This window comes from Thermoflexus sp., from assembly GCF_040289485.1.
In the GTDB taxonomy this organism is placed as follows: Bacteria; Chloroflexota; Anaerolineae; order Thermoflexales; family Thermoflexaceae; genus Thermoflexus.
Map to the genome: position 1 here is coordinate 1 of NZ_PSLG01000057.1, position 13210 is coordinate 13210.

The window sequence follows — 13210 nt, forward strand, 5'->3', positions numbered from 1 at the left end:
GGCCGCCCGCGCCGGGCGGTGCTGCGCCTGGTGGCGGAGCAGCCGGTCCTGGACCCCATCCACTTGGAATGGGCCTCCTGGCTGAGCCGGAACTATCTGGCCCCTCTCAACGAGTGCCTCCGCCTGATGGTCCCCCTCGGCCTCACCCCTCGTCGGGAGGCCTGCTATGAGCGGACGCTCCCCGATCGGCCCCTCGCGCGGCCGGTCGCTGTCTCCTTTGCCGAGCAGATCCTGCTGGACGCCCTGGCGGAGGGGCCCCTGACCCACAGCCAGGTCCACGCGGTGCTGCGGGATTTCCCCCTGGCGGAGCGCCGGCGAGCCCTTCAGCGGCTGCTCCAGCGGGGCTGGATCCGGCGGGGCTGGCGGATCGGCGAGCGCCGTCCCCCGCTAATCCGGCTCGTCCGCTTGGTCCAGGCGCCCACCCCCGGGTTCCGCCTGGGCCGGACCCGGGCGATCGAGGAGCGCCGGCGGCGGATCCTGGACCGGCTGCAAGAGGCCGGGCGGCCCCTCCCCGTAGACGCCGTCCGGGCGGAGACCGGGGCGACGGAGGTCGACCTACGCCGCCTGGCCCAGTGGGGCTTGCTCGCCTTCACGGAGGCGCCGGCCTGGGCAGCCGCGGATCCTTATTACGTCCCGGAGGAGCCGCCGGACCTCACCCCGGATCAGGCGACGGCCTGGCAGGCCGTCGCCCGGGCCCTGGAGGCTGGGCGCTTCCACGCCCTGCTCCTTTATGGGATCACCGGCAGCGGCAAGACGGAACTCTACCTGCGGGCCGTGGCCGAGACCCTGCGCCGGGGCAAGGGGGCCCTCGTCCTGGTCCCCGAACTGGCCCTCACCCCCCAGACCGCACGGCGCTTCGAGGCCCGCTTCCCCGGCCAGGTGGTGGTGTGGACCGGGGGGATGAGCCCGGCCCAGGAGCGGCTCTTGTGGGAGCAGATCCGTCAGCGCCGGGCCCGCGTGGTGGTAGGCACCCGGTCCGCCCTCTTCGTCCCCATCCCCGACCTCGGGCTGATCGTCATCGACGAGGCCCATGACCCCAGTTACAAGCAGAAGGTCAGCCCTGAGATCCCCTACCCCCTGCCAGCCTACCACGCGGTGGACGCCGCCCTGGCCCTGGCCCGTCTGGCGGGGGCGGTGGTGATCCTGGGCACCGCCACCCCGGGTGTGGAACTACGCCACCAGGCCGAGCGCGGCCTCCTCGAGACGGTCGCCCTCCCCCGCCGCTTCCTGGGGCACCGGCGGCGACTGGCGGAGCAGGCGCGGCAGTTCGGGGCCACCCTCGACCGGTTTGAAGCGGTGGAAGGGGACGCCCTGGCAGCAGGGCTGCCGCCGGTGGAAGTGGTGGACATGCGCCAGGAACTGAAGGCAGGGAACCCAGGGATCTTCAGCCGGCCCCTGGAGCGGGCCCTGGATCAGGTGCTCCGCCGCGGCCAGCAGGCCATCCTCTTCCTCAACCGGCGGGGGGCCGCTCCCTTCATCTTCTGTCGGGACTGCGGCGCCATGGTGCGCTGCACCCGCTGCGATCTCCCCCTGGCCGAGCACCACGAACCGACCCGCTGGGTCTGCCACCACTGCGGGGCGGTGGAGCCCCCCGCCGCCCGATGCCCCCGCTGCGGCTCGCGGCGCCTGAAAGGCATGGGCATCGGCACCCAGGCGGTGGAAGAGGCGGTCCGCCGCCGCTGGCCCCACGCCCGGGTGCTGCGCTGGGATCTGGACACCGCCCCGACCCGGGCGGCCCACGAACTGATCTGGCGGCGGTTCGCGGAGGGAGAGGCGGATGTCCTCATCGGCACCCAGGTCCTGACCAAGGGCCTGGACATGCCCCTGGTGACCCTGGTGGGGGTGGTCCTAGCGGATGTGGGCCTGGGCCTGCCCGACTTTCGGGCCGCCGAGCGGACCTTCCAGTTGCTGATCCAGGTGGCCGGCCGGGCCGGGCGGGGCCTGTTCGGGGGCTGCGTCATCCTGCAGACCTATCGACCGGACCACCCGGCCATCGCGGCGGCCGCCCGCTACGACCTGGACGGGTTCTACCGTCGGGAACTGGCCTTCCGGAAGGCCCACGGCTACCCCCCCTTCGCCCGCCTGGTCCGCCTGCTGTATTGGCACGCCGATCCCCACAAGGCCCAACAGGCCGCCGCCGTCCTCGCGGATGCCCTGCGCGAGCACCTGGCGCGCAAAGGGGCTCCCGCCGCTGCCCTCATCGGCCCTGCGCCGTGTTATTTCAGCCGCCTGCGGGGGCTGTATCGCTGGCACATCCTGCTCCGGGGCCCCGACCCGATCGCCTGGCTGCAGGATTTCCCCCTCCCGCCGGACTGGCGGGTGGATGTGGACCCCCAGGACGTGCTGTGAGGGCTGTCAGGCCCGCGCGGCCTCCGCCGAGGCGACGGCCGGGAGGGCCTGACGGAGGAGCGGACGGAACTTGTAGCCGTAGGCGATCACCCCGCGCTCGCCCTGCCGGTGAAGCACGCGGGTGACCATCTCCACCGGCATCCCGATGTAGACCTCCTCGGGGTGGACGTCGGTGAGCATGGCCGATACCAGCGGGCCCTCCTCCAACTGGATGAGGGCGACGATGTAGGGGGCCTGCTCCTCATATCCCGCGGGAGGCTCGTAGACCACGGTGTAGGAATACACTTCCCCCCGTCCGGAGAAGGGGTAGGGCGTGCGCGCCGGCCGCTGGCACGCCGGGCAGACGTCCCGGGGCGGGAACAGACGCGCCCCGCACCCGGAGCAGACCTCGCCGATCAAACGATAGCGCTGCTGCCGTCCTCGCCATGCGCGCGCTGGATGCATCGCTCGTCTCCTCCTTTTGTCAGGGATGGCGGAGGCCTACGCCATGGCCTCCAGGATGTGGGTGATCACCGTGGCGCCGGTGCCACCGATGCTCTGGGTCATCCCCAGCCGGGCGTCGCGGATCTGGTTGAGGCCCGCCGCGCCCCGCAGCTGCAGAACCGCCTCGACCACCTGGTAGAGGCCGGTGGCGCCCACCGGATGGCCGCGGGCCTTCAGCCCACCCATGGTCGCGATCGGCAGGCGGCCCTCCCGGAAGATCTCCCCCTCCAGGGCCATCGCCACCCCTCGTCCTCGCGGGGCGAAGCCGCAGGCCTCCAAGGAGAGGGCCGCCATGATCGTGAAGGCGTCGTGGAGCTCGAAGAAGTCGATGTCCTCCGGGCGCACCCCCGCCTGCTGGAAGGCCCGGTGGGCGGAGAGGGCCACTGCCTCCAGCCAGAGGGGATCCCGCCGGTCGTGGAGCGCCACCGTGTCGGTGGCGATGGCAGAGGCCCGGATGCGCACCGGCCGCTCATGGAAGGCCCGGGCCTGATCGGCCGGGCACAGGATCACCGCCGCCGCCCCGTCGCACACCGGCGAGGCGTCCAGCAAGGTGATGGGGTCAGCGATCACCCGGGCGGCGGCGAAGGCCTCTGCCGTGATGGGGAAGCGCAGCATCGCGTAGGGGTTGTGGACGGCGTTGCGGTGGGCGTTGATGGCGAAGGGGGCGAAGTCCTCCCGCCGGTAGCCGTGTTCGTGCATGTAGCGGCGCATCAACAGGGCGTTGAGGGCGGTGAAGGTCATCCCGTGGACCCCCTCGTGCTCGGCGTCGGCGGCCGTGGCCAGGGCGACGGTGATGGCCTCCCCGGAGGCATCGGTCATCTTCTCCACCCCCACCACCGCCACCCGATCGGCCAGCCCGCCGGCGACCATGGCGTAGCCGACGCGTAGCGCGGCGGCCCCCGAGGCGCACGCCGCCTCGACCTTCACCGCCTCCACCCCGTGCATCCCTGCGAAGTCCGCCACCAGGGCCCCCAGGTGTTCCTGGGCCTCGATCTGCCCCGAGAGCATGTTCCCCACGTAAAGGGCCTCCACCCGCTCCACACCGGCGTCCCGCATCGCCGCCTCCAGCGCCTCTAAGGCCAGCTCCCGGAGGCCCTTGTCCCAGTGCTCCCCCACCGGAGTCTGTCCGATGCCGATGATGGCCACCTCCCGCATCCCCGCCTCCCGCCCTTACGTGTCCATCACGATCTTCTTCCGATAGCGCGCGTAGGTGGCGTAGTCGATCACCACCCGCCGGGCGATGTAGTCCCGGGTCCGGGGCGCCCGGTCCCGCCGCTCGCCGATGGCCTCCGTGACCACGAAGGAGAAGGCGTCGGCGCCGGCCCCGGAGCCGAAGGAGACCGCGAGGACGCGGTCGCCCGGCCGGGCCTCATCAAGGATGGCCGCCAGCCCGATCAAGCACGACCCCGCGTAGGTGTTGCCGATCTCGTCGACCAGCAGCCCCGCCCGGATCTGCTCCGGCCGGAAGCCCAGCATCGCCGCGACCTTCTGGGGGAACTTCACGTTCGGCTGGTGGAAGACGGCGTAGGTGTAATCCGCGGGCCGGGCCCCCAGGGCCTCCATCAGGCGCCGCGCGGCCTCGGCGATGTGGTGGAAATAGGCCGGTTCCCCCGTGAAACGGCCGCCGTGCTCCGGGTAGCGGGCGTGGGCCCGGCGCCAGAAGTCCGGCGTGTCGGTGACGTAGGAGAGGGATCCCTCCAGGAGGGCCAGGCTCTCCTCGGCGGGGCCGACGATGAAGGCCGCGCCGCCGGCCCCGGCAGTGTATTCCAGGGCGTCACCGGGCCGCCCCTGGGCGGTGTCCATCCCGATGGCCATCGCGTAGTCGGCCATCCCCGAGCCGACCAGGGCGACAGCCGCCTGCAAGGCCTCCGTCCCGGCCTTGCAGGCGAACTCCCAATCCCCTGCCTGAACGAGGGGGGTGGCCCCGATGGCCTCGGCCACAATGGTCGAACTGGGCTTGACCGCATACGGGTGGGACTCGCTGCCGACCCATACCGCCCGCAGGCGCTCCGGGGCGATCCCGGCCCGGGCCAGGGCGTTGCGGGCCGCTTCGATGGACATAGTGACCACATCCTCGTCGGGGCCCGGCACCGCCTTCTCCCGCACCGGCGGCGGCTCCGCCCCGCCTGTCCACAGGCGGGAGATCTCCGCCCCCGGCAGCCGATACCGGGGCACATAGGCCCCGTAGCCGACCAACCCCACCGCACGAAGCGGCTTCATGAGCTCAATCCCATGCCCGTTGCGCACCGTCGGTCCTCCCGCATCCGGACTCGTCAGCGCCCCAAGGCGCTGCGCAGCAGCTGGAGATGGGCCACGGGATCCCGTTCGTGCCAGGCCGCCCGCCGCAGCGCCTTGCGGGGCGACCCGAACGCTCCTTCCACACTGACCCCCAGCGACCGCCCGGCCCAATCCTGCAGGGCCTCCTCCCGGGCGCGCCGGGCTGCCCGCAGGTGCGCCCAGACGTCCGCCGGGGGGTCGCCCAGCCCGCACCCCAGAAGATCTCCACCACCGGGAAGCCCTCTGGGACCCCGGGGCCGGCGGCGGGGATCCCGTGGGCGCCCAGCCAGGCCAAATATTCCCGCACGGCCTGGGGGATCCGGGCCAGGACCTCCCGTTCGGTGTGGCCGAAGGCGAAGCAGCCCGGATCCTCCAGGACCCAGGCCAGGTGTCCCCCCTGGGCGCCTCGCTCCAGGCCCACCCGATACGCCATCAGGCTCCCTCCGGCGGATGATCCGCGCGCAAGGCCTGTAGGATCTCCTGGGCCCGGGCCAGCCGGATGTTCCCCTCGGCCACCAGGCGCTCGGCCACCGCCTCGACCTCGGGGCCGACAGCCCCCGCCGCCATGGCGATCTGGCGGGCGTGCAGGGCCATATGGCCCCGCTGGATCCCTTCGGTGGCCAGGGCCCGCAGCGCCGCCAGGTTCTGGGCCAGGCCGACGGCCGCCATGATCTCCGCCAGCTCCCGGGCGGAGGCGACCCCCAGGATCTTCAAAGCCACCCGCGCCAGGGGATGCGCCTGGGTGGTCCCCCCCACGACGCCCACCGCCAGCGGCAGCTCGATCCGCCCGCCCAGGGCCCCATCCGCCTCCCGCCACCACCGGGTGAGGGGACGGTAGCGCCCCTCCCGGGCCGCATAAGCATGGGCAGCAGCCTCCAGGGCCCGCCAATCGTTCCCCGTGGCGATGGCCACCGCATCGATGCCGTTCATAATGCCTTTGTTGTGGGTCGCCGCCCGATAGGGATCCACCTCGGCCAGGGCCTGGGCCTCCAGGATCCCCTGGACGACCCGTTCGCCGGGGAAGCCCGGCGCCGCCAGGGCCTCCGCCGGGATGCGGACCTCCGCCCAGGCCCGGCGGCGGTCCGCCAGGTTGGAGAGGATCCGCAGCACCACCCGGCCGCCTGTCGCCTCGGCCACCAGCGGGGCCACCGCCTCGCAGACCGTGTTGACGGCGTTGGCTCCCATGGCGTCCCGGACATCGTAGAACAGGTCGACCACCAGCATGGGGCCGGCCGGGGTTTCGGGGAACCGGCGCACCTCCAGCCCCCGGAACCCACCCCCGCGGGCGACAATGGACGGCGTGGCCGCCTCGGCGGCCGCCCGGATGGCTTCCTCCCGCGCCCGCACCGCCTGGGCAGCGGCCTCCAGATCGGCCACGTCCACCACCTGGATCTGGCCCCGCATCACTGGCTCCTCGCTGCCGGCCCGAAACCCGCCGCCCGCCCGGGCGAGGCGGGCCGCGTGGGAGAGGCCGGCCACCACCGAGGGCTCCTCGACGACCATGGGGACCAGCACCTCCCGGCCGCTGACCTGGAAATTGACGGCCACGGCCAGGGGGAGCGCAAACCGGCCGATGACGTTCTCCACCAGGTGATCGGCCTCCGCCACCGTCAGCCCGCCGCTCTCCAGGAGCGAGGCCTCCTCCGGGGAGAGGCCCACCTGCTCGGCCACCCAGCGGGCCCGCTCAGCCGGCGACAACCGGTAAAACCCCGGATACCGCGAGGTCTGCACACCCATATCATCCAACATCTTACCCCGGGCGCCCTGTCAAAACCTATCCAGGACCCACCATCCCCTCTCATGGCCATCCCGCTCCAGTCCATTTCTTTCGCTTCAGCGCCGCTTTTTACCTTCTTTTAACGATTTGTTCGCGCAAATATTGGGCTTTAAGGCGTATTTTCGCCCATAAAAGACGCCGAGATCCGGCCGGTTCGCCATTGAAGTGGAGGGCGCATGGTTCACTACAACGCCGAAGGATCCTTGTTGCCCGACGGTGAACGTCTCTTCGCTCCATAGCCACCGCACCGGGAACGGATCTGTCCGGGAGAGGGCAGCCGGCCCACTTGTGCTTTCAGCAGGATGATGGGGGCAGGCCCTCGACCGGCTTCCCAACCCCGATGCAGCCGAGGCCCAGCGCGCTGCGTCCCTCTCGTGCGGTAACGGGCCACCCGTCCAGGAAGAGGGTCCGGTTGTTGGTTTTACAGTGAAGGGGATGGGAGCCCAGCAGGGGTAGGTTCCGTCGCCCCCCCGATGGTCTGGGGGCTCCCCACGATCTCCTCGCCGGCGTCCCTTTTGGATCCCCATGCCACCGCCTGCTGATCCCGCGCCCTAGGCCAAGGGCGTTCGCTGCGCCCCGGGGATGTGGATAAAATCGAAGACGATGGGCAGATCCGACAGGGAGTGAGCCGTGGAACGCAGCGCGCGCGCGCGGGTGCAGGCTTGGGGGGCGCAACTGGACCGCCTTACCGTTGCCCTGCGGCGGTCCGTCGCGGGCGGGGCCTTATGGACGCCGGTCCTGGCGGTGGTCACGGCGCTGCTGATCGGGGGGGCGGTGGTGACCGTCGCCACCGGGAAGCCTGCCCTGGCCCTCCTGGCCTATCGCGGGCTCTGGGAGGGAGCCTTCGGCTCTCCCAAGGCCCTCAGCGAGACGCTGGTGCAGATGACACCTTATGTCTTCGCCGGCCTGGGCATCGCCCTGGCCTTCCACGGCGGGCTCTTCAACATCGGGGCCGAGGGTCAACTGGCCCTGGGGGCCATCGTGGCCGCGTGGATCGGCTATGCCTTGCCTGGCCTGGTCGGCGGATCCATCCCCTTCTTCCTTCATCTGCCGCTGGCCCTGCTGGGCGGGGCCATGGCCGGGGCCGTGTGGGCCGCCATCCCCGGCTGGCTGAAGGCCCGCACCGGCGGCCACGAGGTCATCAACACGATCATGATGAACTACATCGCCCTGCTGATGGCCAGTTATCTCCTCAACGGCCCCATGCGGGACCCCAGCCCAACCAACGTGGTCGCCCGCACGCCCCGGATCGCCGAGACCGCCCGTCTGCCCCGCCTCCTGCCCGACCCGGACCTCCGCCTCCACGCTGGCTTCCTGATCGCCCTGGCGATGGCCCTGGTGGTGGCCTGGGTGCTGTGGCGGACCACCATGGGCTTCGAGATCCGCACCGTTGGCCTGAACCCCCACGCGGCCCGCTACGCGGGCATCCCCATCGTCCGGACCACCGTCCTCACCATGGCGATGAGCGGCTTTTTGGCCGGCTTGGCCGGGGCTGTGCAGGTGACCGGGCTGAACTACCGGCACGAACTGAGCTTCAACCTGGGCTACGGCTTCGACGCCATCGCCATCGCCCTGCTGGGCAAGGTGCATCCATTCGGGGTCGTCCTGGCCGCCTTCCTGTTCGGCGCCCTACGTAACGGCGCCAGCCGCATGCAGTTCCTCACCCAGGTCCCGGTGGACCTGATCTCGGTCATTCAGGCCCTCATCCTGATGTTCGTGGCCGCCGAGGCCATCGTGCGGGCCCTCTATCGCCCTCTGTTCCGGCGGGCCGCCGAAGCCGAGCGGATGGTGCTCACCCGGGGCTGGGGCGAGGTGTGAGCCCCTGGCTCCCCGATCCTGGCGCGGGGGCAACAGGGAATGGACGCGCGACGGTTCGCTTTCGTCATCGGCGTGATCGCCCTGATCTTCGGCACGGCGGTGGCCCTGGGCTACGGCCGCTACCCGGCGGCCGTCATCGTGGTCAGCATGCTGGCCACCACCATCCGCGTCTCCACGCCGTTGGTGCTGGGGGCCCTCTCCGGGATCCTGTGCGAGCGCAGCGGGGTGGTGAACATCGCCATCGAGGGCATGATGCTGACGGCCGCCTTCGCCGGCTTCACCGCCTCGCTGTATATCTACGACGCGGGGGCCCCTGGCCTCGTGGCGCTGCTGCTCGGGGTGGCCGTGGCCATCCTCAGCGGGGCGTTGCTGGGTCTGCTGCACGCCGTCCTCTCGGTGACCTACCGGACCGACCAGATCATCAGCGGGACGGTGATCAACATCCTGGCGGTGGGGATCACCGGCTACCTGAACCGCCAGTTGTTCTTCGGGGGGGAGATGCCCCACTCCCCCGGCGTGCTCCCCCGCATCTCCCTCCCCGGGCTCTCGAACCTCCCGCTGGTCGGGTCGATCTTCAGTCAGCAGCCCATCACCTGGCTGGCGCCCCTCCTGGTGATCGCCGTCCACATCCTCCTGTTCCGCACCGTCTGGGGCCTGCGCACGCGGGCGGTGGGCGAGCACCCGCGGGGGGCCGACACCCTGGGCATCGACGTCTATCGGGTCCGCTACATCAACGTGATCGCCGGCGGGACGATGGCCGGCCTGGCCGGGGCCTACTTCACCCTGGAATCGGTCCCCGCCTTCGAGCCCCTGATGACCAACGGCCGGGGGTTCATCTCCCTGGCGGCGATGATCTTTGGCAACTGGACCCCCTTCGGGGCGTGGGCGGCCACGCTGCTCTTCGGCGCGGCCCAGGCCCTGCAGGCCAACGCCCAGCAGTTCCAGTTCCCCGCTCCCTCCCAGTTCGTCGGCATGGTGCCCTACGTGATGACCATGCTGGTCCTCACCGGCATCGTCGGCCGCACCCTCCCGCCGGCCGCCGACGGCCAGCCCTATGAGAAGGAAGCGGCCCGCCCCCGCCGCCGGGCGACCGCTCCCGTCCCGATCCCCCCCGCTGCCGACGGGGCCATCCTGCACGCCGTCGGCATCGTCAAGCGGTTCCCCGGCGTGGTGGCCAACGACCACGTGACCTTCTCCATGCGCCGCGGGGAGATCCACGCCATCCTGGGGGAGAACGGTGCCGGCAAAACCACCCTCATGAACATCCTCTATGGCCTCTACCATCCCGACGAGGGGGAGATCTACGTGAAGGAGCAGCCGGTGGAGCTGCGCAGCCCCAGCGATGCCATCCGCCTGGGCATCGGGATGGTCCACCAGCACTTCATGCTGGTCCCCGTCTTCACCGTGGCCGAGAACATCATCCTGGGCCAGGAGATCCGCCGCGGCCCCTTCCTGGACCGGCGACGGGCCATCGACGAGGTTCGGGCCCTCTCCCGCCGCTACGGCCTGGAAGTCGACCCGGAGGCCCTGGTGAAGGACCTGCCGGTGGGCGTGCAGCAGCGGGTGGAGATCCTCAAGGCCCTCTATCGCCGGGCTGACATCCTGATCCTGGATGAGCCGACGGCCGTGTTGACCCCACAGGAGACCGAGGAGCTCTTCCGGGTGATGCGCCACTTGCAGCAGCAGGGGGTCTCCATCATCTTCATCACCCACAAGTTGAAGGAGGTCCTGGCTGTCGCCGACCGCATCACCGTGCTCCGCAACGGGCGGGTGGTGGGCACCCTGACCCCTGCGGAGGCCGACGAGGCCCACCTGGCCGCCATGATGGTCGGCCGGGAGGTGATGCTGACGGTGGAGAAGGCCCCCGCCCGACCCGGCCCCGAGGTGTTGCGGGTAGAGGACCTCTATGTGCGAGACGACCGGGGGGCCATGGTGGTCAACGGGGTCTGTCTCTCGGTGCGGGCTGGGGAGATCCTGGGCATCGCCGGGGTGCAGGGCAACGGGCAGACGGAACTGATCGAGGCGCTGGTCGGGCTGCGCCCCGCTGCGGCCGGCCGCGTCCTCCTGGAGGGCGAGGAGATCACCAACCGGCCGCCCCGCTTCCTGATCGCCCGCGGGGTGGCCCATATCCCAGAGGACCGCCTGAAGCATGGGCTGGTGCTGCCCTATTCGGTGGCCGACAACCTCGTCCTGAGCACCTACGACCGCCCGCCCTTTGCCCGCGGGATCCGGCGGCAGCCCGCAGCGGTGATGGATCATGCCCGGCGGCTGATCGCCCTCTACGACATCCGGACCCCCGGCCCCGACACGCCGGCCCGCGCCCTCTCCGGGGGGAACCAGCAGAAGGTGATCGCCGCCCGGGAGCTCTCCCGGCCGATCCGCCTGCTGGTGGCCAACCAACCCACCCGGGGGCTGGACGTGGGAGCCACCGAATACATCCACCGCAAGATCGTGGAGATGCGCGACCAGGGGGTCGCGGTGCTCCTGGTCTCCACGGAACTGGACGAGATCTTCTCCCTGGCTGATCGCATCGCCGTGATGTATCAGGGGCGCATCGTGGCCACCCTCGAGGCCGCCGAGGCCACCCTGCAGCAGGTGGGCCTGCTGATGGCTGGCGTCTTGCCCGCCGAGGCGCCGGCCCTCGCCGGCTGAAGGCGGATCCCCGGCTCGGGATCTCCGGAGGTGGAGGGATGAAACGGATCTGCGTCATCGGCGCCGGATACGTGGGCCTGACCACCGCGGCCTGCCTGGCCGACCTGGGCAACCGCGTCGCTTGTCTCGACATCAATGAGGAGAAGATCGCTGGGCTCCAGGAGGGGCGGTTGCCCCTCTTCGAGCCCGGCCTGGAGGAGATCGTCCGCCGCAACATGAAGGCCGGCCGTCTCTCCTTCACCCTCTCCTATGAAGAGGGCATCAACGGGCTCCCGGCCGAGTTCGTCTTCATCGCCGTGGGCACCCCCGAGGGGGTGGACGGGGAGGCAGACCTGCGCTACGTGCGCATGGCTGCCGAGCGCATCGGGGAGGTCATGGACCATCCTCTCATCATCGTCAACAAGAGCACCGTCCCGGTGGGGACGGGGGACTGGGTGGCGGATATCGTGCGGAGCCGCCAGCAGCGGCCCATTCCCTTCTGGGTGGTCTCCAATCCGGAGTTCCTGCGGGAGGGCTCGGCGGTCTACGATTTCATGAACCCCGACCGGATCGTCCTGGGCTCCCTGGACCGGGAGGCGGCGGAGAAGGTGGCCCAGCTCTACCTCCCCTTGCGCAGCACCATCATGATCACCGACCTGCGGACCGCCGAGATGATCAAATACGCCTCCAACGCCTTCCTGGCCACCAAGATCTCCTTCATCAACGAGATCGCCAACATCTGTGAGGCCCTGGGCGCCGATGTCAAAGAGGTGGCCGCCGGCATGGGCTACGACCGGCGCATCGGCCGGGCCTTCCTGGACGCGGGGGTGGGGTGGGGCGGCTCATGCTTCCCCAAGGACGTGAAGGCCCTCATCCACATGGCGATGGTCCACGGTTGCCATCCCCAGTTGCTCCAGGCCGTCGTGGAGATCAACCGGGACCAGCGGCGCCGGGTGGTGTGGAAACTCAAGGAGATCCTGGAGGACCTGCGGGACACGGTCGTCGGATTGTTGGGCCTGGCCTTCAAGCCGAACACCGACGACATCCGCGAGGCGCCGGCCCTGGAGATCGCCGAGTACCTCCTCCGCGAGGGCGCCATCGTCCGCGCCTACGATCCGGTGGCGATGCCCAACGCTGCCCGAGTGCTCCCCCAACTGATCATGTGCCCGGATCCCTACGCGCTGGCCGAGGGGGCCGACGCCCTGGTGGTGGTCACCGAGTGGAACGAGTTCAAGCACCTCGATCTCCCGCGCATCCGCCAGTTGATGCGACGCCCCGTCATCATCGACGGCCGCAACATCTACGAGCCCGACATGATGCGGGACCTCGGGTTCATCTACCGGGGGATCGGACGGGGCTACAACCAGAACCATCCGCCGCGGGCGGCCGGCGGCTGAGGGCCCCTCACGGCGCCCCCGCGGAGGACCCTGGGCGCTCCGCCCAGCGCCGCACCGCCTCCCGAAGGAGGTCCCGCAGCGTCGGGTCCGCTACGTCCTCCAGCCGCTCGTAGCGCGTCCCTCCCACCACGATGGCCAAGGACCCGTCCGGCCGGGTCTCGAAGCGCACGGGAGGCGGGGAGAGGTCCGGCCGTTCCAGAAGAAGATCCCGGAGGACCCGGTTCAATTGCTCGGCGGGGAGGGGAAAGCCTCCAGGCCCAGCAAGGGGAAGGGGCTCGGAGCCCTCCAGCATCGCCCGCATCGCCCGGAAGGCCTCCAGCACCCGCATCGCGGCCTGATGGTCATGGATCTCCCGCAGATGCCGATATCGCTGCCGCCCGACCGCGATCCACCAGGCTCCCTCCGGGTCCCGCGTCAGGGCGACCCCGGTTTCGACCCGGGGGCGCGGCGGAGGGGCCGGCGCGGGGCCGCCCCGCCA

At 70.9% G+C, this 13210-nt stretch carries 9 protein-coding genes and 1 pseudogene; 5 read left to right on the forward strand and 5 right to left on the reverse strand.

Annotated features, from left to right (window positions below):
* Positions 1-2349, forward strand: a 2349-nt coding sequence (priA, locus tag C4313_RS09200) for a replication restart helicase PriA (RefSeq protein ID WP_352429568.1), incomplete at its 5' end; no start/stop codon positions are given.
* Positions 2350-2355: 6 nt separating this feature from the next.
* Here the strand turns inward: priA and C4313_RS09205 are convergent.
* The 4 genes from C4313_RS09205 to C4313_RS09220 all read right to left on the reverse strand — a co-directional run bounded on the left by C4313_RS09205 (position 2356) and on the right by C4313_RS09220 (position 6846).
* Positions 2356-2793: a Zn-ribbon domain-containing OB-fold protein gene (locus C4313_RS09205; RefSeq protein WP_352429569.1), complete on the reverse strand. Its 438-nt coding sequence runs from the start codon at positions 2791-2793 to the stop codon at positions 2356-2358.
* Between the two features lie 36 nt (positions 2794-2829).
* Entirely contained in the window at positions 2830-3987 is a 1158-nt protein-coding gene (locus C4313_RS09210; protein ID WP_352429570.1) for a thiolase domain-containing protein, read from the reverse strand.
* A 15-nt stretch (positions 3988-4002) separates the two neighbouring features.
* Positions 4003-5052, reverse strand: coding sequence for a hydroxymethylglutaryl-CoA synthase (locus C4313_RS09215; protein WP_352429576.1), 1050 nt, complete (start codon positions 5050-5052; stop codon positions 4003-4005).
* Positions 5053-5541: 489 nt separating this feature from the next.
* Positions 5542-6846 (reverse strand): hydroxymethylglutaryl-CoA reductase, degradative, encoded by a 1305-nt coding sequence (locus C4313_RS09220; RefSeq protein WP_352429571.1) that lies wholly within the window; start codon positions 6844-6846, stop codon positions 5542-5544.
* A gap of 670 nt (positions 6847-7516) precedes the next feature.
* Between C4313_RS09220 and C4313_RS09225 the strand changes: the two genes are divergently transcribed.
* The 4 genes and pseudogenes from C4313_RS09225 to C4313_RS09235 all read left to right on the forward strand — a co-directional run bounded on the left by C4313_RS09225 (position 7517) and on the right by C4313_RS09235 (position 12732).
* Positions 7517-8704: an ABC transporter permease gene (locus C4313_RS09225; RefSeq protein WP_352429572.1), complete on the forward strand. Its 1188-nt coding sequence runs from the start codon at positions 7517-7519 to the stop codon at positions 8702-8704.
* Between the two features lie 147 nt (positions 8705-8851).
* Positions 8852-9697 (forward strand): annotated as a pseudogene (locus C4313_RS11700) (ABC transporter permease); the annotation flags it as partial.
* A 111-nt stretch (positions 9698-9808) separates the two neighbouring features.
* Positions 9809-11356 (forward strand): ABC transporter ATP-binding protein, encoded by a 1548-nt coding sequence (locus C4313_RS11705; RefSeq protein WP_503012462.1) that lies wholly within the window; start codon positions 9809-9811, stop codon positions 11354-11356.
* Between the two features lie 38 nt (positions 11357-11394).
* Positions 11395-12732: a UDP-glucose dehydrogenase family protein gene (locus C4313_RS09235; protein WP_352429574.1), complete on the forward strand. Its 1338-nt coding sequence runs from the start codon at positions 11395-11397 to the stop codon at positions 12730-12732.
* 7 nt (positions 12733-12739) lie between these two features.
* On the opposite strand, the gene C4313_RS09240 is transcribed toward C4313_RS09235, so the two are convergent.
* The coding region (locus C4313_RS09240; protein ID WP_352429575.1) for a hypothetical protein at positions 12740-13210 on the reverse strand (471 nt) is incomplete at its 5' end.